Consider the following 20,231-nt stretch of genomic DNA (forward strand, 5'->3'; position numbering starts at 1 on the left):
TGCATGTGTAAGGCATCCCGCTAGCGTTCAATCTGAGCCAGGATCAAACTCTTCAGTTTAATCTCTGTATTTGTTTCGTATTCTTGGTCTGAATAAATCCAAACCAGGTCATACGTCGCTACTCAAAGGAAGTGAGGTATGTTCTTAAACTTGACGTCTAAGGCACTTCACTTCTAGTGAGCACTTGATTTCTTGTGCTTGCGATCAGGCCGAAACCCAATCGCTGCACTCGCATCAAGCGCCCACACTTATCGGTTGTTTAATTGTTAAAGAGCGGTCTTGCTAAATTCTGTACTGCTAAATTCCGTACTACTGGTTTCTACTTTCAACCTCGGCCAACTTCGCTTTTGCGTCGTCGCTGTCGTTGCAGCAGAGAAACGAGATTATGAAGAAGTTTTTATCGCTTGTCAAGACAGCTTCGCTTTTTGCTTTCGCAGTTTGCTTCGCTTTCTTGCGGCGACCTCTTCAGGCCTCGCCAGGACTTTCGTCCTGCCCTAGCAGTTATCGAAACGTTAGGGTAAACCCTAATTTTTCAGTAACTGCCAAGCCCGAAACTATAGCACAATTTTTGCAGACCTTGCAACTGGCTTCTGCCTAATTTGCGTCGATCCTTGCAATAACCGCGGGGCGCTCATTTCTGATTGCCGTTGCGGCAGGTGAGGTTGGGTTGCCCCGCTTCGCCTGTTGCACTTGCTTGGCTTCGCGTCTCAAAACTGTCTGAGCTGCGAAGGAGCGAGACTATAGCACAGAATTTTGCGCTGTCACGCCGGTGTCGCAAATTATTGGTTCGGCGGCTGGATTGGTCGCAACACGTCCCCCATGGCGACCGGCGTGCGGCTTTGAGGGAAAGGCTGCCTGTATATATATAGAGACGCAGCAAGCGAGCAGCCACGCCCGCTGACCTGGGAAGGCGGAGGGTGCTGCTGGGGGCCCTCCCCTTGTGCGAGATGGAGACATTCGGAGAAGCTTTTTTCGCCGCTCTACATATGGACGAGCCGCAAGGCGCGGCGTTTCGCATGCCAAGGGCCCCTGGCGCGATGTTACCAACGGATGAAATCCACATGGCGAAGCCGGGTCAATTCGCGGCGGACGGTAGCTTCGTTGACCAGCCATTGGGGTGCGCCCACGTCGTTGAGCATGTGAGGGTCCATGTCTTGGGCAATGTTGCGCATGCGCGCCGCGTTGCGGTGGGCGAGGTAGGCATTCCACAGCCGAGCGAGCACGCCGCGATCGGGTGCTTGCGCGGTTTCCAGCACCGCCACGGTTGCAGCAGCCCCGGGTGCAGAAGCAGCTGGCGCGGACGTGGCTGGCGCGGCGGCAGGCAGCGGTTGGCGGCGTGTGCAGACCAGGGGAGGCGTCTGCATGAAAGATTGCGCGGTCATAACGGGCTCCTTGTATTCCGTTTTGGTAAGCGTAATCGCCCAATACCCATTCGAAAATCCAATTGTTTTGGCCTCATCGGTAAGCTACGATGACCAATAATTTTCTTAGAAGGTCCGCCATGCGCTTGCCGCTGAATACCCTTCCTGCTTTTCGCGTCGTCGCGGAACTGCAGAACCTGCGTGCTGCCGCTGAGCGGCTGCATCTGACACACAGCGCCGTGAGCCAGCAGATCAAGGTGCTGGAGGAGCAGATCGGCTTTCCGCTTTTCGAGCGCAGCGGCCGCGGCATTGTGTTGAACTCCGCCGGCGCGGCGCTGCTATGTAGCGTGCAAGGCGCCATGGCGTTGCTCGATGAAGGTCTGATGGCGGCGAGTGCGGCGGCGAGCGGGCGCGAACAACGGCTGCGCGTGTCGGTATTGCCGTCGTTTGCGCAGCGCTGGCTGTTGCCGCGCATGGCGCGGTGGCGCGCCCGGCATCCGGAACTGGCGCTGGAGATCGAGACGTCCCAGCAACTGGTCGACTTGGCGCGGGACGGCTTTCATGCCGCGCTGCGGATCGGGCAAGGACCGTGGGCCGGTGTTGAGTCGGAGCCGCTATTTGACGTACCGTTGCCGCTGATCGTGCTGGCTTCGCCCGAAACGATGGCCGCCCTGCCCGACAATTCGCCCGAAACGCTGGCACGCCAACCTTTGCTTGGCGAACGCGAGCTCTGGCAGCTTTGGTTCGCGGCAGCCGGGTTTCCAACGCCGGTCACGCCAGTGGCGTCGTTCAATGACGCGGGGATGATGCTGCAGGCTGCCGAGCAGGGGCTGGGCATCACGCTCGGCCGCGAACTGCTGGCGGCGGATGCACTCTGTGCCGGGCGGCTTGTACAGGTGTCGCCCGTACGCGTGCATTACGAACTGGGGCAGACCTACCACCTGGTGTATCGGCCGAGCTTGCGGGACTGGGCGCCGCTGAACGCGTTCAAGCAATGGCTGCGCGATGAGTTGGAAATGTCGCGCCAGACACTGGTGACATCAAAGCCCGAGGACGAAAGATAGGGCCCAGGCGAAAAAAAAGGTAAAGCGGCGGGCAGCAGCTTTACCTTGACCAAAACGCGGCGCCCGGCAGGACATTGCCTTGACAGCCTGGGTTCGCTTCGCTCGAAAGCCCAGGCGGACGCCGCGACGGCGGCAGTCAATCTGTAGTCCTGCTTCAGGCCGCCTTGCGCGCCGACACCGCGACAGGTTGCATGGAGTCGGTTTCATTGAACCGCTGGTGCCACGAGAACGCCTCTTCGAGCAGATGCGGCGTTTGGCCGCCGCGTGCGCACGCGCGATCGAAGTAGTCTTGAAGCGCGTCCCGATACGAAGGATGCACGCAGTTCTGGATGATGGCGCGGGCGCGCTCGCGCGGCGCCAGACCGCGCAGGTCAGCGAGACCGCATTCGGTGACCAACACGTCAACATCGTGTTCCGTGTGGTCGACATGGGACACCATCGGCACCACGCTGGAGATGTCGCCATTCTTGGCCATCGACTTGGACACGAAGATCGCAAGATGGGCGTTGCGCGCGAAATCGCCCGAGCCGCCAATGCCGTTCATCATGTGCGTGCCGCCGACGTGCGTGGAGTTCACGTTGCCGTAGATGTCGAACTCCAGCGCCGTGTTGATGGCGATGATGCCGAGGCGCCGCACGATTTCGGGCGCGTTGCTGATTTCTTGCGGACGCAGCACGATGCGTTGGCGGTAGTGCTCCATGTTGGCGAGGATCTTCTCGTACACGGGCTTGGACACGGTGATGGACGACGCCGATGCGAATGCCAGCTTGCCCTGGTCGAGCAATTCAATAGCGCTGTCCTGCAGCACTTCGGAGTACATGACCAGGTTCTCAAAGTCAGACGATTCGAACCCGTGGAGGACCGCGTTGGCGATGGTGCCGATCCCTGCCTGCAACGGCAGCAGCGCGTTGGTCAGGCGGCCGGCGTCGACTTCGCCGCGCAGGAATTGGTTGATATGTCCTGCGATTGCGTTGGTCTCGGCATCGGGCGGCAGCGCGTTGGAGGGGCTGTCGGGCTCCTGCGTGATGACGATGGCGGCAATGCGGTCGGGATCGACCTCGATGCAGGTCTGGCCGATGCGCTGGTCTGCCGAAACCAGAGCGATGGGCTGACGGGCGGGACGGTCGCCAGGAATGTAGATGTCGTGCAGGCCTTCGATAGCCGCGGGCACGCTCAGATTCAGCTCGACGATGATCTTGTCGGCCTGCTGAACGAACGACGCGGAGTTGCCCACCGACATCGTCGGCACGATCGCGCCGGATTCGGTAATGGCGGCGGCCTCGATGATGGCCACGTTGATAGGCCCCAGATGACCCGCCCGCAGTTGTTCCACCGTCTCGGACAAGTGCTGGTCGATGAAGGCGATTTCGCCTTGATTGATCTTGCGGCGCAGGGTCGTGTCGACCTGGAACGGCAGCCGCCGTGCCAATGCATTGGCCTGCGCCAGCATCTTGTCGGTGTCGTGACCGAGCGACGCGCCCGTGATCAAGGTGATGGCCAGCGGTTCGCGCTCGGCGCGTGCCGCCAGCGCGGCCGGCACCGATTTACAGTCGCCGGCCCGGGTGAATCCGCTCATTCCGACGGTCATTCCGTCCTGAACCAGTAAGGCGGCCTGTTCGGCTGAGGTGATCCTGGCGTGCAGGTCGGCGTTGCGGATCCGGTCGAAAGGCATGGTGTCTCCAAATTCAAAGGCTGGCGGCTTAGGGCCGGGCGTAGCGACAGTGGTCTGCGGCGCCCGGGCACCGTCTGACGCGGCGTTTCCCGAGGTCCCAAGCGCCGTGGATACGGGCGTTGGGACGATTTTTCGGCAGTATAGGAAGGCGGGAGCAAATCTCGTAATGACTTAAAATCATCCAATTCAGTCGTTTTTTTCATCATTTGGATTTTTCTCGCGCACGGCGCGGAGGGTCAGCTTTCCCATGGACGTGCGCGCATTGCGGTATTTCGTCGAAACCGTCCGACATGCCAGCTTCACGCAGGCGGCCAAAACGCTGTTCGTCACGCAGTCCACAGTCAGCAAGATGATCCGGCAGCTGGAAGAAGAAGCCGGCACACCGCTTCTTATCCGCGATGGGCATACTGCCCGTCCCACCGATACCGGCCGGGTTATGTACCAGCGCGGCCTGCAGGTGCTGGAAACCATGCGCCAACTATCGGAAGAGTTGCGCCAGACCGCAGAACTGGGGCGCGGGGCGCTGGAGGTGGGCATCCCGCCAATGATCAATCTGCTGTTCACGCCGGTGGTGAAACGGTTCCGCGAATTGCATCCTGGCATCCACCTGACACTGCGGGAAGGCACGGGTCAGGCGGTGGAAGGCCTGGTGGCCAGCGGCGAACTGGAGGTCGGCGCCACCATCTTGCCGATTGCACCCGATGGCGGCCTGACCGCGCAGGCGTTTGGCAGCTATCCCATATGGGTGATCGGACCGCCCGACGCGCCGTGGGCCGGAAAGACCTCGCTGCCGCTGAGCGCGTTGCGCGAAGCCCGGCTGCTGATTCCCACCGACGATTTCGCGATCACCCGGCGGCTGCGGCAGGCGTTTGCGGAGGCGGGATTGCAGCCCAGCATCGCCGCGCAAAGCGCGCACTGGGATTTTCTGGTGGCGATGGCGTCGGCCGGACTAGGCGTGGCCCTGCTGCCCGAGCCGCTGATACAGCGGATGAAAACGCGGGGCCTCAGCACCGCGAAGCTTGCGAAGTCCGGCATCCAGTGGGAAGTCGGCCATATCTGGCTGCAGTCCGGCTATCTGTCCTTTGCTGCTCGCGCATGGCTGCAGGTCTGCGACGCCGTACTGGGCAAGCCCCGGATTCGGGCTGCACGCACGCCCGAGCGCCAGCCGAAGTGAATCCAAACGTTCGGCTGGTAAACATGGGTTGCGCGCGCCGCCATGGCTGGCCGGCCACAGGGTGCCTGCGCCCGGATGCGGCCCCCATTTCACGGCCCGCAAGCCTAGGCCAGACCCTAGGCGGCGGCCGCTGAAAATACGGGGACGCAAGGCGAGTTTTTGTTGCAACGGCCGGGGCGGCGGCTTGTTATGCTGCCGCCTCCATGCGAGGAACTCGCTCCAGAAACATGATCCCGACCACGCACCCTCTGCCCTTTCGCGCGCGCCTCGTCCGCGCGCCCAACCTGGCGGCGCTGCTTGCTGCGCTGCTGCTGGTGTTCTGCTTTCTGCCCGCCTTTGCCGCGCCGCCCGCCGCCCCTGCGGATACCGAGGCTGTGCTCGGCGCGGCGCGCAAGCAGATTGACGAAATCCGCAAGCGGGTCCCCGACGAAACGGACGACGCCGTGCTGCTCAAGCAGCGCGGCGAGGCGCTGGACATTCAGTCCAAGGCGGACGCCGCAACTGAAGCGCTGACACCGCAACTGGCCAGCGTGACCGCACGACTGAGCGAACTGGGCGCACCGCCGGACGGAGCCAAGGAAGCGCCCGATGTGGCGGCGCAGCGGGCGCAACTGGAAAAGAACAGCCGCGCGCTGGACGCGCAGATCAAGCTGGCGCGGCTGCTATCGGTGGATGCCGGCCAGACGGCCGAACAGATTTCAGCCCAGCGGCGCAAGCAGTTTCAGGCGCGCTTGGGCGAACGTCGCGACTCCTTCCTCTCTGGCCAGTTCTGGACCGAATTCCGCCAGGAGTTTCCCCGCGACCTTGGGCGGCTTGAGGCATTGCGCGACGACCTGTCCACCGCCGTGGGGCAGACGCCGAAATGGGGTTGGCTGCTGCTGGCGGTCGTGGCGGGTCTGGCGATTGCCCTGCGCGTCTGGGTTGGCCGGTATCTGCTGCAGCTGACCGCGACGCGCGTGCCGCCCGGCCGGCTGCGGCGTTCGTTCCTGGCCGTGGCCTTGGTGGCCTTGTCGGTCGCCACCCCCGGCGTGATTGCCCTGCTGATCCAGACCGGCCTGGACTGGCGATCGCAGCTTTCGGACAGCACCGATTCGCTCCTGACCAATCTGGTGGCCACGGTCTGTTTCGGCGGATTCGTGTCGGGGATGGGCTACGCGCTGCTGTCGACCAACCGTCCTTCGTGGCGCCTGCCGCCGGTCAGCGACATCGTGGCGAACCGCCTGCGCTGGCTTCCCGGCACGCTGGGCGTGCTGGTGGTCCTGATCTGGCTCGCAGAACGATTGCCCGTGCTGCTGGACGCCAGTCTGACGACGACCATCACCCTGACCGGCATCGTGGGCGTGCTAAGCATGGCGATGCTCGCTGCCGTGCTGTCCATCAGCCGCCGCCTGCGCCGTCAGGTCATGCAGGACAGCGAAACGCCGGTTCCGCTTTGGGTCTCGCTGATGCTGGCCGCCATTTGGACGGTGCTGATCGTCAGCCTTGCCAGCCTGCTATTGGGCTACGTGGCATTCGGCAGCTTCCTGGTCAAGCAGGTGCTGTGGGTGCTGATCGTGCTGGCTTCCGCCTATCTGGCCTCGACGCTGGTCGAGGACGGTTTCAGCACCTTGCTGGGCACGGCGCACCGGGACAGCGCGGAAGGCGATGGGCCCAGCATGCGCGATCAGGCCGCGGTACTGCTGTCCGGCCTGGGCCGCGTGGCGATCGGGCTGCTTGCCATCATTCTGGTGCTGGCGCCGTTTGGCGAGGCGCCGATGGATCTGGTGCAGCGCTTCGACCAGCTTCGCAAGGGCCTGGCGATCGGCGAGGCGCAAATCCGGCCCGGCGCGGTGCTGCAGGCATTGATCGTACTGGCGCTTTCGCTGCTGAGCGTGAAGATGCTCAAGCGCTGGCTGTCCAACCGCTATCTGCCGACCACGGAACTGGATCCGGGCATGCAGTTGTCCGCCGCGACGCTGTTCGGCTACGGCGGCTTCGTGCTGGCCGTGGCGTTGTCGCTGTCGGCCGCCGGGATCGGACTGGAACGGGTCGCGTGGATCGCGAGCGCGCTGTCGGTGGGTATCGGTTTCGGTCTTCAGGCGGTCGTGCAGAACTTCGTGTCGGGACTGATCTTGCTGGCCGAGCGGCCGGTGAAGGTGGGCGACTGGGTGTCGCTGGGCGGCGTCGAAGGCGACATCCTGCGCATCAATGTGCGCGCCACCGAGATCCAGATGGGCGACCGTTCCACGGTGATCGTGCCGAATTCCGAATTCGTGACGAAAACGGTGCGCAACGTGACGCGATCCAATCCGCTTGGTCTGGTGCAGATCAAGCTGCCCATGCCCCTGTCGACGGACGCCGAGCAGGTGCGCGAACTGATGCTGCAGGCGTTGGCGGATCACGAGGACGTGCTGGAGTCGCCGGCGCCCAACGTCTTCCTGGACGGTATCGACGCAGGCCATCTGATCTTCAATGCAAGGGGCTATGTGTCGTCGCCGCGTGCAGCGTACGGTGTGCGCAGCGCGCTGCTGTTCACGGTGCTCAAGCGTCTGGACGAGGCCAAGCTTGAAGTGTCGTCCCCGCCGACCATGCTGCTAGCGTCGGCGCCGGAACCGGCGCAGGCGCCTGCGCCCGTCGCGGTCCCGCCGCCTGCCGCGCCCTGATCGCCGTCATGCGCTGGCCGCATCAGCCGGGAGAATACAGGTCGGCAAATTGCTGCCGTTCCAGTCTAGGGTTGCGCAGCGGCGGCGCGGTGAACGCGGCGCTTCGGGCCGACAGCACCGGATAGCCCTGCGTGACCGGCGTCATCGGCGCCTGCGGCTGCACGGGCGCGGCGCCCGCTGTCTGAACCGGCGTCTGCGGCCCGACCTGCGCCACGGCGCCACTGTCGAACCGATGGTCCGCTGTTGTCAGCGCAGGGTTGGTGCAGAGCCCCTGCGCCACCAGCGCCGCCTTGGTGCGATCGTCGGTCTGGCACAGGATGTCGATGGCCGCGGTTTCCAGACGCCGCGAGCGATCCGCGTCCTTGGTCGATGCCGCCGCCTGCATCGTGCGCTCGAAGTTGCGGCGCAGGCTGCATTTCTGGTCTTCGATCGGAATCGCAACGTTCATCCCGAAGCCCACCACCGAACCGCCGCCGCCCGCCGACACCATGCAGCTGTCCGACGAGAACGAGCCGTAGAAGCTCTGGCCGCCAACCGGCGGCGCGCTGCGCAACGTGCTGGTCCCGCTATTGCTTGAATTCAGTGTGATGCCCTGGTTGTTGCCCGCGTTGGTCGACCCGGACGATGCCGACGTCGTGGAACTGGACGTGCTGGTCTGCGCCCCCGCCGACATGGCGGCGAGCGACAGGGAGATGGCTAAAACTATGCTCTTCATGATGTCCCCTCGCCCGGACGGCCGAAGCCGTCCGGATAATTGGGTCAGCGATTGAACCCAACGACATGGCCCACTGAGCCGATGCCGTGTATCGACCCGAACGCGCCGATATTTGCCGCGTGGAACGAGCCCGTCGCCGACGCGCTCGTGTCCGTCTTGCCAAACGTCGCGCCGCCGTTGGCGATGCTGTCGCCGACCATGATCGGTGCGTTGCCCGACACATGCCCGTACGATTCGCTATTGGCGTACTGCCGCGTACTGGTGACGACTTGCGTGCCGTCGCGGCTGAACGATCCGCCGACCTCCGCGATGCCGCCCGTGCTGCCGAACGATGTCTGGCTCGACGAGCCGTAGCCGTTGACCTGGGTGGCGACCACCGAGCTGCCGGTGGAAATGGATGAAGCCGTACCGTTGATGGCGCCGGCGTGGCCGGTCACCGAGCCTCCGACCTGGCCCGGGCCAGTGGCGTAAGCCGATGCGGCGAACAATGACAACGCGGCGACTGCTGCGAGCTTTTTCATTTGAGCTCCTCCTGATCCGTCTGCACGGATGCACAGGTGCCGGAGACCGACCGGCGCGGACCGTTACTCCCCAGGAACTGCGCCCCTGCCTGGGCAGGGCGTGGGACTTTCGTATTGGTACGGAATGATTGCGCCGTCCTAGGCAGGTCGGTATCGGTTAAACGAACGACCGGGTCTTTCTGGAGGATGGACTCGCGAATTACACAGACCTGAAAGTGGAGATGCCGGCCTCGCGCGACCATGCGTATGGATGACGCGATGCGTCCGTCAAGCCTCGCTTGCGGGCGGCTTTCAGCTCAAAGGATGGGACCGGTCGCGTGAGGCTCACGCGTGATATCTAACGCGCCAGGCGTAGCAGCCAGCCGGTCTCGCGACGCGCCAGCATCAGGTCCACGGCCACCAGCACAAGCAGAAATCCGCATTCAGCCACGTACAGATTGGCAAGCACCTGATAGCTTGCCAGCAGCACAATGCCGGTGACGCCGGCGAGATATGCGGGCCAGGCGGGCGGCAATCCGGACGCCGGGCCACGCGTGCGGCGCGACAAACACAGCCAGGCAACGAGCGGCAAGCCCAGCATCGACAGCGGAATATAGATGGCGATGGCAGACAGCAGCACCGCGACGCCGAATTGCGTATGCAGGCACAAGGACATCAAGGCAATGACGCCAACGCCGACATACCAAAGGAGGCGAATGGAAATGAGACGAGTCAATGTGACGGCTCGGTGATTCATGAAGCGGGCTTGTGGCGAAGTTTTCGGCCATACTACTCCCGCCTTGCCCACCCACCTTCAATCGGAGACCAAGCCATGATTCAGGAGATTGCCAGCATCCACGTCCGCGAAGGACAGGAAGCGCTGTTCGAAGCCGGTGTTACCCAGGCGAAGCCGCTGTTTCTGCGCGCCAAGGGCTGCCATGGCATGGAACTGTACCGCAGCATCGAGCAGCCGCAGCGCTACACACTGGTGGTGGACTGGGAGACGGTCGAAAACCACATGGTGGATTTCCGGGAGTCGGCCGATTTCCAGGAGTGGCGCAAGCTTGTCGGCGGCTTTTTCGTTGAGCCGCCCCAAGTGCACCACGAACAGAAAGTGATCTGAACGCGCCGCGCCGGTCCGGGCGGCTGCGCGGACCGGCGTTATTCTTCCGGCGGCTCGTTGTATTTGCGCGCGCTGCGCCGGAACGCATCGGCCGGGTATTTCTGGGCGTTCTTCACCATCTTGCCGGCAACGGCCTGCGCGATATCAATGCCTAACTGGTCCGCCAACGCGACCAGGTACATCTGCACATCGGCGATCTCGTCCGCGGCGACGCAAGGCGGGCGGCGGGCAGATTGCGCGACTCGTCTTCATCCAGCCACTGGAACAGCGAGACCAGCTCGCCCGTTTCCCCTGCCAGCGCCATCGCCAGATTCTTGGGCGAATGGAACTGCTGCCATTCGCGTTCAGCCGTGAACTGACGCACGGCGAGCCGGATTGCTTCCAGGTCGGACATCGGAACCCCCACAGGAATGGCGCCCCGCTACGCCGTGGCCAGGCGAGCGCTGGCGGCCAACGCGACCGCAACCGTCGTCCGCACGTCGGCCAAGGCCCGGTGGGTCGGCTGCGAGGCGCCGACGTGTCGCGCCAGAATGTCGAGCTTGTGCGAAGGCAACTCGGGCCACGCGCGGCGCGCAAGCGCCAACGTGCAGTGCGTGGCGTTCGGGAATGGCATCCCCGTCTGGTCCGCAGCCGCGCTGAGGAAGCGCCGGTCGAACGAGGCGTTATGGAAGAACACCGGCAGATCCTCGACAAAATTCAGGAACGACGAGAAGGCCTGCGCGACCGGAATGCCGTCGCGATCGACTTCGGCCTGCGTGATGCCGGTAAGGCGGGAAATGAAGGAAGGGACACGGCCGCAGGTGCGCACGACTTGCGTGTACTCGTTGACCACCGCACCGCCCTCGCCGACTCTGACTGCCGCAAATTCAAGAATTTCGCAGCTTGAGGTGGACAGGCCGGTCGTTTCCAGGTCGGCGACGATGAAGGGGCCGCCCAACGCTTGCAGCGCGTGCGTCAAGGCCGCTTGCGCACGCGGCGCGGGACGTGCCGGTGATGTGTTGGCCGCACGCGTGCGCCGATGGAAATAGGTCACGCGCTTACTCCGCTGGGTGAAGGGCCGCGAAGCGGGCCGAGCCGTCGGCAAGCTGCCCGAAAAACAGATCGGCCGGGCGCACCCACAGGCCGCGCGCGTGAGGCCAGAGGTGTTCGTACACCACCATGGACTCCTCGGTTTCGGAATGGCGGGCGGTGCCGATATAGCGGTACAGGCCGCCCTTGTAGTGGCGGTGCGTGGCAAGCGCGAGGGCTTCGGATTCAGTCATGGACACGTCGGGGCAAATGGCGCGGCCCGCGGCGGAAACTGCCCGCGCGGGCCACGAATGATCGGCAATGCCGTCTTTATAGCGCACTCGCGTGCTGGCGCCGCGCAGGCAGGGCGGCCGCCCTGCCCACTAGGCGGCGCGCAATCGCCTTGCGGTCTCGACGTGGGTTTCGGTGAGGTCTTCGGTCACACCGGCAAGCTTGTCCGATTGCGCCAGCGACACATCAACGACTTGACCCATGATTTCGGTCACGCGGCGAGACGAGGCGACGATGCCCTCCATCGTGCCGCCCGCGGACTGGACCTGCACCGCGCCGCCCTCCACCTGCGCCACCGACGTCGTGATGAGGGCCTTGATTTCCTTGGCCGCCGCCGCGCTGCTTTGCGCCAGGTTGCGGACCTCTGACGCCACGACCGCGAAGCCTTTGCCGTGCTCGCCCGCACGGGCGGCCTCGACGGCCGCATTCAGCGCAAGGATATTGGTCTGGAATGCAATGCCGTCCATCACCCCGATGATCTCGGAAATGCGGCGCGAGCTGCCGGTGATGGCTTCCATGGTGGACACGACGTCGCGCATCGTATCGCCGCCCGTTTCAGCAATGCGGCTGGCGTCACGGGCAAGGCTGTTGGCCTGCCGCGCTCTTTCGGCGTTTTCAGTCAGGCCCTGCACGGCGACGCGCAGCGTTTGCGCCGCCGTAAAGCGCTTGGTGATGTCGGTGGCAAACTTCACCACCTTGAATGGGCGGCCCTGCGCGTCGAGGATGGGGTTGTAGCTGGCTTCGATCCAGACCTGGCGGCCGCCCTTGCCCAAGCGCATGTACTGGCCGGTGTCGTGCTCGCCATTGCGCAGCCGGCGCCAGAAATCCTTGTATGCGGTGCTTCGGGCTTCTTCGGGTGGCACGAAGATGCTGTGGTGCCGGCCCAGTACCTCGTCAGCGCGATATCCCACCGCGCCAAGAAACAGGTCGTTGGCCCGGAGGATAGTGCCGTCCAGGTCGAACTCGATGATCGCCTGGACCTTGGAGATGGCTGCAAGCTGGCCTTCGGAGTCCGCCTGGCGGTTTTGCTGGTCGGTGATGTCGGTGGCGTACTTGATCACCTTCACCGGGCGTCCGCGCTTGTCAAAGATGGGGTTATAGGACGCCTGCAACCAGACGTCCGAGCCGTCCTTGCGAATCCGCCGATAGCGCCCGGCATCATGCGCGCCCTGTCCCAGCCTTTCCCAAAAGGCTGCATATTGCGGCGACCCGCGCTCATCAGGATCGATGAACATGCGGTGATGCCGCCCCTGGATCTCATCGAGCGAATAGCCCGTGGTGTCCAGGAAATTCTGATTGGCCATCAAGATGCGGCCGTTCAAATCAAATTCGATGACCGCCTGAGATCTGTGAATGGCGTTTATTTGTCCCAGCAGGTCGTTTTTATCGGTACTGCGGTATCCACGGATAAAGCGGCCAAGAGTATGCCAAAGCATGTGACCTCCAGGGTTTGAGTTTGCCGGCGTGCCTGGTACACGTATTTTTTTATGTATCGAATAGAAACCACTTAATCCCAGAAATTATCACGTCCCGATGTATTCCTTGATGTCCCTTTTAAAAAGAATTCAAAGCGTCGCCACGACGCACACTCGGGTAATCCCGGGTTCAAGCCGCGTCCAGCTCGCGATACTGGCGGAAGATGCCTTCGCCAAACGGCAGGCGCCGGCCGCTTGAAAAATAGGCTTGAAGTTCGGGCAGGGCAGTTACCCGCTCGTGCAGCGCAAAGACATTTGGATAATGCGCGGCGACGGTGGACATGCGTTTGGGAAACGCGAATAGAAGCCCATCGACGAGGTGATACAGGGACAAATCGACGTAAGTCCATTTTGCGCCGCCCGCCAGCCAGGCTTGCGGTCCATCCAGCAACCGCTCGAAATACCCGAGAAACTTCGGAATACGCTCTTCGCGAAAGACCTTGGCGCGGCGGGCGGCCTCTTCCTTCTGGTCTTCGTAATAATCGCTGGCGGAAATGGGGTGATGGGTATCGTGCGCTTCAGCCACCATATCGGCAATCGTGAGCTGCAACTGATTCACCCATAAGCGGCCTTCGAGCGACTCGGGAGCAAGGCCATGCTTTTCGCCGAGGAAAAGCAGGATATTGGCGGTCTGCCCCAGCGTCATTTTTCCGGCCACCAGATACGGCGGCGCAAAAGGCGGGTGCTTGCGGGCGGATTGCATGTCATCGATCAACGCGCTTTCGTCGGCGCCCGGATCGCGGGCGCGTTCCCGATACGAAATACCGCCCGCTTCCAGCGCCAGGCGCACGAATTCTCCCCGTCCGGGGATGCCATCCCAATACCAAAGGTCGTAGGTCATACGGTCTCCTTTCCGTTGGTGCAGCCGAACCTGCAGTCTGCAGCCGCCGCCGGACGTTAGCAAGGCGCATGCCGGGCGCCTGCAAGCGAAAAAAAGCGCGCTGACCGGAAGCCACCGCGCTTTGTTCCACCGACGCGTCTTACGCCTGCGCCGCGTCTTCGAGGATCATTTCGGCGCCACGCTCAGCCACCATCATGACCGCGGCCTGCGTGTTGCCGGAAACCATCTTCGGCATGACCGACGCATCCACGACACGCAGGCCCGTCAGCCCGTTGACGCGCAGCCGCTCGTCTGTCACGGCCGCGACGTCCGTACCCATGCGGCAGGTGCCGATGGGGTGGTAGATGGTCTGTCCGTTACGCCGCGCAAAGTCCAGCCATGCGTCATCACTGTCCACCTGCGAGCCGGGGCTGACCTCGGCCTGCACGTAGCGTTGCAGGGCGGGCTGGCCCACGATGCGCCGGGCCGCTTGCATGCCGCCCACCAGGCAGTCGCGGTCGACCTGCGCGGACAGGAAGTTGGGCCGGATCGCGGGCCCGACCAGCGGATCGGGCGACTTGATATGGATGGACCCGACGGACTCGGGGCGCAACTGCGCGACCCCGATCGTCATGCCAGGATGCCGGTCCAGAATGCGTTCGGCGGCGTTGGCGTAGCTGGCGTGCACGAAGAAGAACTGCACATCGGGCGTGGGCAACCCCGGCGCGCTCTTCACGAAGCCGTGCACCAACCCGGTACCCAGCGTCAGAATGCCTTTGCGGCTCATGTAATAGCGCGCCACCTGCTGCGCCAGCCGCCAGCCGCGCGACATTTCATTCAAGGTTACGGTGTTCTTGACGCGCCAGTTCATGCGCGTGGCGAAGTGGTCGATGTAGTTTTCGCCCACTGCCGCTTGCGCGTGCACCACGCCGATGCCGTGCGAGGCCAGCAAGGCCGGATTGCCCACGCCGGACAACTCCAGCAATTGCGGGGATTGCACCGCCCCCATGCAGACTAGCGTTTCGCGGCTTGCGCGCACGGTGTGTTCCTGCCCGTTCTTGCGGTAGACCACACCCACGCAGCGCTTGCCTTCGAAGACCAGGCGCGTGACATGCGCACCGCATTCCACGCTGAGGTTGCGCCGTCCAGCCGCCGGTTTCAGGTAGCCGTCCACGACGCTCCAGCGCCGGCCGCGATGCTGGAGCACCTGGTAGTAGCCCACGCCTTCCTGGTCGCCGCTGTTGTAATCCGGATTGAACGGCTGGCCGTCTTCGCGCGCGGCCTGCAGGAAGGCCTCTGACACGGGAAAGCGCTCGGCAACCTCTTCGAGGTGCATCGGGCCGTCCTTGCCACGGTTCTCGCCGCCGGGCGCATAGTTCTCGATCTTGCGGTAGATGCGCTCGGCCACATCGCGCCCCCAGCCGGCGGCGCCCGCGGCCACCCATCCGTCGTAATCCTGAGGCTGGCCGCGCACGTAGATCATGCCGTTGATCAGCGTGGATCCGCCCAACCCCTTACCGCGTGGCACCGCGATGACCCGGCCGTGGACGTTGTCCTCGGGTTCGGTGGCAAAGCGCCAGTTGTATTGCGGATCGACCAGCAGCTTGGAAAAGCCCGCCGGAATGGGAATCCACATGCTGCGTGCCTCGTGGCCGGCCTCCAGCAGCAGTACGCGATACCTGCCGTCCGCGCTGAGGCGGTTCGCCAGGATGCAGCCGGCGGTTCCGCCGCCCGCGATGATGAAATCGTAGTCGCCCATCGTTGTCTACCGAATGTGTGCAGCGCCGCCTAGCGGGCGGACGTCACGCCCAGCGTTTCCACCATCAGTTCGATCTGGCAGGCCAGCATCGGCGCGCCGTAATGAATCTTGCAGCCGCGCGCCTGCGCCGCCACGAGCAGCGCCGTGTCCTTGGGCTGCATGATGACCTCGCAGACCAGTTGGTCCGGCGTCAGGCGGCTCACGTCCAGCGGCAACGGATCGCCCTCTTTCATGCCCAGCGACGTGCCATTGACGACCAGGTCATGGCCGGACGGGTCCGCATTGCCCACGGCGATCTGCGCGTCCGGATGCAGCGACAGGATTCGGGCCTTGAGGTCCTCGGCCTTGGCAGGCGTGCGGTTGGCGATGGTCAGACGCGAGACGCCGGCCTGCACCAGCGCGAAGCCGATCGCATTGGCCGCGCCGCCCGCGCCAGCCAGATAGACGCTCTTGCCTTCGGGTGCGACGCCGCAGCTGCGCAGGCCCCGCACGAACCCTTCGCCGTCCAGCATGTGCGCCACGAGACGCCCGTCGGCCTCGCGCCGCAGCACGTTGGCCGCACCGATCTTGCGTGCGACGGGCGTGGCGTCGTCGGCCAGTTCCAGGATGGCGGTCTTGTGCGGCACGGTGACGATCACGCCGCCCAGGTTTTCCAGGCGGCGCAGGCCTTCGACCACGGCCGCCAGGTTGTCGGGCCGCGCGTGAAACGGCACGCAGACGCCATCGAAACCGATCTTGGTGAAGTGTTCGTTCATACGCTGCGGCGTCTTCACGTGATGGATGGGGTCGGCCAGGATGCCGAACAGGCGCGTGGTGCCGCTGATTTCCTTCATGGATGTCTCCGGATCAATGCTGGATGAATTCGCGCGCGACGCCGGCAATACCTTCGGCGTCAAGCTTGTAATGGGCGTACAGCGTGGTGGGCGGCGCAATGAGGCTGTATTCGTCATAGATGCCATGACGGCGCAGGCGCGTGCCGGTGCCCGCGTCGGCCAACACCTCGGCCACCGCCGAACCCAGGCCGCCCAGCACATTGTGCTCTTCGACCGTCATCAGCCGACGCGACTGCCCGGCGGCCGTAAGGATGGCGTCGCGGTCCAGCGGCTTGATCGTCGGCATATCGATCACGCCCACCGACAGGCCCTCTTCTCGCAACTGCCGGGCGGCGGCCAGCGCGCCGTGCACCGTGATGCCGCAGGCGATCAGCGTCAGGTCGCTTCCGACTTCGTGGACGATGGCGCGGCCGAATTCGAACGGCGTGTTGTCTTCGTAGACCTGCGGATCGCGCCCGCGGCCGATACGGAAATAGATGGGCTCGGGCCAGTTGGCGGATGCCTTGATGGCAGCCGCCAGCTGCGGGCCGTCCGCGGGGGATACCACGGTCAGGCCAGCCAGCGCGCGCATGGTGGAGATGTCTTCGGTGGCGTGGTGCGAGGTGCCGTAGAAACCCAGGCTGATGCCGGTGTGATGGCCGATCAGGCGGACCGGAAGGCGCGTGTAGGCGACGTCCATCCGGATCTGTTCGCAGCACAGCAACCCGAGGAACGACGCGAACGTGGCGACGAACGGCATCATGCCTGTCGTGGCAAGCCCGGCCGCCGCCGACACCATGTTCTGCTCAGAGATGCCGAACTGCACGTAGCGGTCGGGATAGGCCTCGGCGAAACGGTTCAACCCGTTCGAATATTGCAGGTCGGCCGATCCGGCGACGACCGGATGGCCGGCCTTCACCAGTTCGATCAACCCGTCGGAGAGATAGGACAGCCCCGGGTTCACCGCGTTGAGAGCGCGGTACTGCCAGGAATCGGGAGAGAGTACTTGTGCCTGTGCCATTCAGATCTCGCGGGAGAGGATTTCTTCGACAGCGCTTTGCGCATCTTGCGGGGCCAGGTAGCCCAGGTGCCAGCCCGGCTCGGTTTCCATATAGGACACACCCTTGCCCTTGATGGTGCGGGCGATCACGCATGCGGGCTTGGCGCGCGCATCGTCGGCGCGCAGGCGGCGCAGCACTGCGGTGAGTTCGGAAAGGTTGTGGCCATCGACTTCGTGGACCTCCCAGCCGAACGCCAGCCACTTTTCCTTCAACGACTCCACTCCCATGACGTCGTCGACCTTGCCGTCGAGCTGATAGCCGTTGCGGTCGATGATGGCGATGAGGCGGGACAAGCGGTTGTGCGCGGCGAAAAGCGCGGCTTCCCATACCTGCCCTTCCTGCATTTCGCCGTCGCCCAGCATGACGAAGACGCTGAAGTCACGCTTGTTCATCCGGCCGCCCACCGCCATGCCCACGCCATTGGACAGCGCGTGACCGATGGAACCCGAGCTGAAGTCGACGCCCGGCACCTTGCTCATGTCGGGGTGATCACCCAGGGGGCTGCCCAACCGCGTGTAGCCGTCCAGCAGCGCATGATCGATAAAGCCCAGATCGGCCAGCACGGGGAACAGGCCGACGGCAGCGTGACCCTTGCCCATGAGGAAGCGGTCGCGATCCGGCCACTGCGGCTCGCCCGGGCGCAGGCGCATCACGTCGTAGTAAAGCGCCGCGAAGATCTCGGCGCACGAGAACACAGAACTGTAGTGTCCGACCTTGGCGATTTCGATGAGGCGGATTGTCTCCAACCTGATATGGCGGGCCTTCTCCCGCAGCATCGCGACTTCCCCTGCGGTAGGGGCCTCCTGATCCTTGCGCATCGCGCCTCCTCCTGTTGTATGGATATATGATATATAATATACCCATTGCGCTCGAATTTGCTACGGCGGGCTAGAATCGCTCCTGGATTCACCCGCACCTTCCATACAGCAAGCCAGAAACGCCATGCCCAGCCTCAAACCGGTCAAAAAAGAGAACCTTTCCGTCAGGGTCTACAACGAAATCCGTAACGCCCTGATCAACGGGCAGTACGAACCTGGCGAGCGCCTGATCATTGGTGAGCTGGCGCAGGAAATGGGCGTGTCCATCACGCCGGTGCGCGAGGCCATCTTCCGGCTCATCAGCGAGCAAGGACTGGAGATGCAGGCGGCCACGGCGGTATACGTGCCGTACGTCAACTCGGAAAAGCTGCGGGAAATCCAGCAGATCCGCTTCCACCTTGAAGGCATGGGTGCCGCCGAGGCCGCGCAAAACATCACGCGCAAGCAACTCGACAACCTGATCGCGCTGCAGCGGGATTTCATCTCGTGCACGTCCACCGATCCCAAGCGCGCCAGCTACCTGAACCGCAAGTTCCACTTCGCCATCCTGGAAGCCAGCAACAAGCCCATCCTGCGCAACACCGTTGAGTCGTTCTGGGTCATCACCGGCCCCATCCTCAAGGTGTTTCACGTCAAGACCGCGGGCCTGGACTATTCCGAAAACGAGCACCGACACGAGGCCGTCATCGAGGCCCTGGAAGCGCGTGATTCGGAAGCCGCACGCAACGCCATCCAGGCCGATCTGGTCTGGGGCGGAAAGATCATGATCGACTGGCTGGTCGAACGGGAAAAAGAACTCGACTACCGCCCCCCCGGGGCACGCAAATAGGGAGACGCCATGCTGAAGATTTTCGGAGCGCCCAGCCGCTACATCCAGGGGTCGGGCGCCCTGGACGCGCTGGGACAATACGCGGCGCTGTTCGGAACGCGCGCTGCGCTGGTCATCGACAGCTATGTCCATGGCGTGTTGGGTCCGAGAATCGAGGCGCTGTGCGCCCAGCATGGCGTGGCGCTTGCGCCGCTGATCGTCGAAGGCGACCTGACACCGGAAGTCATCGACGGATTGCGCGCGCAGGCTGCGCCCGCGAACATCGACATGGTGATTGCGGTGGGCGGGGGCAAGTCGCTGGATGCCGGCAAGGCCGTGGCCAAGTCGTCGCATTGCCACCTGATCACCGTCCCGACTGTGGCATCCAACGACGCGCCCACCAGCAAGAATTACGTGCTTTACGATGCGCATCACAACCTCCTGGCCGTCGAGCACATGCTGTTCAATCCCACCATCGTGCTGGTCGACACCGCCATCGTCGCGACCGCGCCGGTGCATTTTTTCCGGGCAGGACTGGGCGACGCGATCTCCAAGAAGTTCGAAGCCGAGCAGTGCCAGCGCAATGGCGGCAAGAACATGTACGACGCGGCGCCGCTACTGACGGCCCAGCTCATCGCCGACGGGTGCCTGCGCACGCTGCTGGCGGACGGCGCGGACGCCGTGGCCGTGGCCGGAACCGGCCAGCCCACGCCCGCCTTCGAGCGCGTGGTGGAAGCGATGATCCTCATGAGCGGTCTTGGATTTGAAAGCGGCGGCCTGTCCATTGCCCACGCCTTGACGCGCGGACTGCCAAAGATCGACGGCATCGCAACGGCGTTGCACGGCCTGCAGGTGGCGGTGGGCTTACTGGTGCAGCTCGACCTGGAGAACCGCAACGACGGCATGCTGGCCGATCTGAAGCAGTGGTACGCCCAGGTCGGTCTGCCGGTCACGCTGCGCGAACTTGGCGCGGCCGGAGATCCGTCCGATGCGGAACTGTCGCTGGCGGCGGACCTCAGCCTGAAAGCGCGCCATGCCGCCAACTTTGACCGCACGCTGGATGTGACCACGCTGGCCGCCGCGCTGCGCCGTCACGCCTGACACCCTCTGCAGGCGGTAGGCGCTGGC

General features: G+C 63.8%; 19 protein-coding genes and 1 pseudogene. 6 read left to right on the top strand and 14 right to left on the bottom strand.

Going from position 1 to position 20,231, the window contains the following annotated elements:
- Window positions 1-1,040: 1,040 nt before the first annotated feature.
- Window positions 1,041-1,382 carry a hypothetical protein gene (locus tag ASD71_RS28440; RefSeq protein ID WP_235512326.1) on the bottom strand — a complete coding sequence of 114 codons (342 nt, stop codon included), beginning with the start codon at window positions 1,380-1,382 and terminating at the stop codon, window positions 1,041-1,043.
- A 119-nt stretch (window positions 1,383-1,501) separates the two neighbouring features.
- Here ASD71_RS28440 and ASD71_RS24250 point away from each other — a divergent pair, with 119 nt between their 5' ends.
- On the top strand, window positions 1,502-2,425 hold the full coding sequence (locus tag ASD71_RS24250) for a LysR substrate-binding domain-containing protein (protein WP_056570619.1): 924 nt from the start codon (window positions 1,502-1,504) through the stop codon (window positions 2,423-2,425).
- A 154-nt stretch (window positions 2,426-2,579) separates the two neighbouring features.
- Here ASD71_RS24250 and ASD71_RS24255 read toward each other — a convergent pair whose 3' ends face one another.
- Window positions 2,580-4,097, bottom strand: a complete 1,518-nt coding sequence (locus ASD71_RS24255; protein ID WP_056570622.1) for an acetyl-CoA hydrolase/transferase family protein — start codon at window positions 4,095-4,097, stop codon at window positions 2,580-2,582.
- Between the two features lie 247 nt (window positions 4,098-4,344).
- Here ASD71_RS24255 and ASD71_RS24260 point away from each other — a divergent pair, with 247 nt between their 5' ends.
- Both ASD71_RS24260 and ASD71_RS24265 read left to right on the top strand, forming a co-directional pair.
- A complete protein-coding gene (locus ASD71_RS24260; protein WP_056570624.1) occupies window positions 4,345-5,271 on the top strand; it encodes a LysR family transcriptional regulator in 927 nt (308 codons plus the stop codon).
- Between the two features lie 227 nt (window positions 5,272-5,498).
- On the top strand, window positions 5,499-7,913 hold the full coding sequence (locus ASD71_RS24265; protein ID WP_056570626.1) for a DUF3772 domain-containing protein: 2,415 nt from the start codon (window positions 5,499-5,501) through the stop codon (window positions 7,911-7,913).
- Window positions 7,914-7,935: 22 nt separating this feature from the next.
- Here the strand turns inward: ASD71_RS24265 and ASD71_RS24270 are convergent, their stop codons facing one another.
- The 3 genes from ASD71_RS24270 to ASD71_RS24280 all read right to left on the bottom strand — a co-directional run bounded on the left by ASD71_RS24270 (window position 7,936) and on the right by ASD71_RS24280 (window position 9,885).
- Window positions 7,936-8,628 carry a hypothetical protein gene (locus ASD71_RS24270; RefSeq protein ID WP_056570628.1) on the bottom strand — a complete coding sequence of 231 codons (693 nt, stop codon included), beginning with the start codon at window positions 8,626-8,628 and terminating at the stop codon, window positions 7,936-7,938.
- Window positions 8,629-8,672: 44 nt separating this feature from the next.
- Window positions 8,673-9,149, bottom strand: coding sequence for a hypothetical protein (locus tag ASD71_RS24275; RefSeq protein ID WP_056570630.1), 477 nt, complete (start codon window positions 9,147-9,149; stop codon window positions 8,673-8,675).
- A 337-nt stretch (window positions 9,150-9,486) separates the two neighbouring features.
- Window positions 9,487-9,885 carry a hypothetical protein gene (locus ASD71_RS24280; RefSeq protein WP_056570632.1) on the bottom strand — a complete coding sequence of 133 codons (399 nt, stop codon included), beginning with the start codon at window positions 9,883-9,885 and terminating at the stop codon, window positions 9,487-9,489.
- Between the two features lie 75 nt (window positions 9,886-9,960).
- On the opposite strand from ASD71_RS24280, the gene ASD71_RS24285 reads away from it, so the two are divergent.
- Window positions 9,961-10,251: an antibiotic biosynthesis monooxygenase gene (locus ASD71_RS24285; protein WP_056570634.1), complete on the top strand. Its 291-nt coding sequence runs from the start codon at window positions 9,961-9,963 to the stop codon at window positions 10,249-10,251.
- A 38-nt stretch (window positions 10,252-10,289) separates the two neighbouring features.
- Here the strand turns inward: ASD71_RS24285 and ASD71_RS24290 are convergent.
- From ASD71_RS24290 to ASD71_RS24330, 9 genes and pseudogenes are all read right to left on the bottom strand, one after another.
- Window positions 10,290-10,645: pseudogene (locus ASD71_RS24290) on the bottom strand (nucleotide pyrophosphohydrolase).
- A gap of 27 nt (window positions 10,646-10,672) precedes the next feature.
- Complete coding sequence (locus ASD71_RS24295; RefSeq protein ID WP_235512336.1) at window positions 10,673-11,209, bottom strand: PolC-type DNA polymerase III; 537 nt, start codon at window positions 11,207-11,209, stop codon at window positions 10,673-10,675.
- Window positions 11,210-11,288: 79 nt separating this feature from the next.
- The gene (locus ASD71_RS24300) at window positions 11,289-11,513 is read right to left on the bottom strand and encodes a DUF1653 domain-containing protein (RefSeq protein WP_056570982.1); all 225 of its coding nucleotides are present in this window, start codon (window positions 11,511-11,513) and stop codon (window positions 11,289-11,291) included.
- A 129-nt stretch (window positions 11,514-11,642) separates the two neighbouring features.
- Window positions 11,643-12,986: a methyl-accepting chemotaxis protein gene (locus tag ASD71_RS28540; RefSeq protein WP_056570636.1), complete on the bottom strand. Its 1,344-nt coding sequence runs from the start codon at window positions 12,984-12,986 to the stop codon at window positions 11,643-11,645.
- A 169-nt stretch (window positions 12,987-13,155) separates the two neighbouring features.
- The gene (locus tag ASD71_RS24310) at window positions 13,156-13,866 is read right to left on the bottom strand and encodes a glutathione S-transferase (RefSeq protein ID WP_056570638.1); all 711 of its coding nucleotides are present in this window, start codon (window positions 13,864-13,866) and stop codon (window positions 13,156-13,158) included.
- Between the two features lie 139 nt (window positions 13,867-14,005).
- Window positions 14,006-15,604 (bottom strand): GMC family oxidoreductase, encoded by a 1,599-nt coding sequence (locus ASD71_RS24315; protein ID WP_056570640.1) that lies wholly within the window; start codon window positions 15,602-15,604, stop codon window positions 14,006-14,008.
- Between the two features lie 29 nt (window positions 15,605-15,633).
- A complete protein-coding gene (locus tag ASD71_RS24320) occupies window positions 15,634-16,437 on the bottom strand; it encodes a shikimate dehydrogenase (protein WP_056570642.1) in 804 nt (267 codons plus the stop codon).
- A gap of 13 nt (window positions 16,438-16,450) precedes the next feature.
- A complete protein-coding gene (locus tag ASD71_RS24325) occupies window positions 16,451-17,437 on the bottom strand; it encodes a transketolase family protein (protein WP_056570644.1) in 987 nt (328 codons plus the stop codon).
- Window positions 17,438-18,295, bottom strand: coding sequence for a transketolase (locus ASD71_RS24330; RefSeq protein WP_056570646.1), 858 nt, complete (start codon window positions 18,293-18,295; stop codon window positions 17,438-17,440).
- Window positions 18,296-18,419: 124 nt separating this feature from the next.
- Here ASD71_RS24330 and ASD71_RS24335 point away from each other — a divergent pair, with 124 nt between their 5' ends.
- Complete coding sequence (locus ASD71_RS24335) at window positions 18,420-19,124, top strand: GntR family transcriptional regulator (RefSeq protein WP_056570648.1); 705 nt, start codon at window positions 18,420-18,422, stop codon at window positions 19,122-19,124.
- Between the two features lie 9 nt (window positions 19,125-19,133).
- Window positions 19,134-20,204: a glycerol dehydrogenase gene (locus tag ASD71_RS24340; protein WP_056570650.1), complete on the top strand. Its 1,071-nt coding sequence runs from the start codon at window positions 19,134-19,136 to the stop codon at window positions 20,202-20,204.
- Window positions 20,205-20,231 lie beyond the last annotated feature (27 nt).

The organism is Achromobacter sp. Root565 (assembly GCF_001427425.1).
GTDB classification, from domain to species: Bacteria; Pseudomonadota; Gammaproteobacteria; order Burkholderiales; family Burkholderiaceae_B; genus Achromobacter; species Achromobacter spanius_D.

What these genes read in the sequence shown, in the direction of transcription:
- ASD71_RS24310 (WP_056570638.1), bottom strand. Translation starts at nt 13,866, where the DNA reads ATGACCTACGACCTTTGGTATTGGGATGGCATCCCCGGACGGGGAGAA.
- ASD71_RS24300 (WP_056570982.1), bottom strand. Translation starts at nt 11,513, where the DNA reads ATGACTGAATCCGAAGCCCTCGCGCTTGCCACGCACCGCCACTACAAG.
- ASD71_RS24255 (WP_056570622.1), bottom strand. Translation starts at nt 4,097, where the DNA reads ATGCCTTTCGACCGGATCCGCAACGCCGACCTGCACGCCAGGATCACC.
- ASD71_RS24260 (WP_056570624.1), top strand. Translation starts at nt 4,345, where the DNA reads ATGGACGTGCGCGCATTGCGGTATTTCGTCGAAACCGTCCGACATGCC.
- ASD71_RS24330 (WP_056570646.1), bottom strand. Translation starts at nt 18,295, where the DNA reads ATGCGCAAGGATCAGGAGGCCCCTACCGCAGGGGAAGTCGCGATGCTG.
- ASD71_RS24320 (WP_056570642.1), bottom strand. Translation starts at nt 16,437, where the DNA reads ATGAAGGAAATCAGCGGCACCACGCGCCTGTTCGGCATCCTGGCCGAC.
- ASD71_RS28440 (WP_235512326.1), bottom strand. Translation starts at nt 1,382, where the DNA reads ATGACCGCGCAATCTTTCATGCAGACGCCTCCCCTGGTCTGCACACGC.
- ASD71_RS24285 (WP_056570634.1), top strand. Translation starts at nt 9,961, where the DNA reads ATGATTCAGGAGATTGCCAGCATCCACGTCCGCGAAGGACAGGAAGCG.
- ASD71_RS24340 (WP_056570650.1), top strand. Translation starts at nt 19,134, where the DNA reads ATGCTGAAGATTTTCGGAGCGCCCAGCCGCTACATCCAGGGGTCGGGC.
- ASD71_RS24325 (WP_056570644.1), bottom strand. Translation starts at nt 17,437, where the DNA reads ATGGCACAGGCACAAGTACTCTCTCCCGATTCCTGGCAGTACCGCGCT.
- ASD71_RS24270 (WP_056570628.1), bottom strand. Translation starts at nt 8,628, where the DNA reads ATGAAGAGCATAGTTTTAGCCATCTCCCTGTCGCTCGCCGCCATGTCG.
- ASD71_RS24335 (WP_056570648.1), top strand. Translation starts at nt 18,420, where the DNA reads ATGCCCAGCCTCAAACCGGTCAAAAAAGAGAACCTTTCCGTCAGGGTC.
- ASD71_RS24250 (WP_056570619.1), top strand. Translation starts at nt 1,502, where the DNA reads ATGCGCTTGCCGCTGAATACCCTTCCTGCTTTTCGCGTCGTCGCGGAA.
- ASD71_RS28540 (WP_056570636.1), bottom strand. Translation starts at nt 12,986, where the DNA reads ATGCTTTGGCATACTCTTGGCCGCTTTATCCGTGGATACCGCAGTACC.
- ASD71_RS24265 (WP_056570626.1), top strand. Translation starts at nt 5,499, where the DNA reads ATGATCCCGACCACGCACCCTCTGCCCTTTCGCGCGCGCCTCGTCCGC.
- ASD71_RS24280 (WP_056570632.1), bottom strand. Translation starts at nt 9,885, where the DNA reads ATGAATCACCGAGCCGTCACATTGACTCGTCTCATTTCCATTCGCCTC.
- ASD71_RS24275 (WP_056570630.1), bottom strand. Translation starts at nt 9,149, where the DNA reads ATGAAAAAGCTCGCAGCAGTCGCCGCGTTGTCATTGTTCGCCGCATCG.
- ASD71_RS24315 (WP_056570640.1), bottom strand. Translation starts at nt 15,604, where the DNA reads ATGGGCGACTACGATTTCATCATCGCGGGCGGCGGAACCGCCGGCTGC.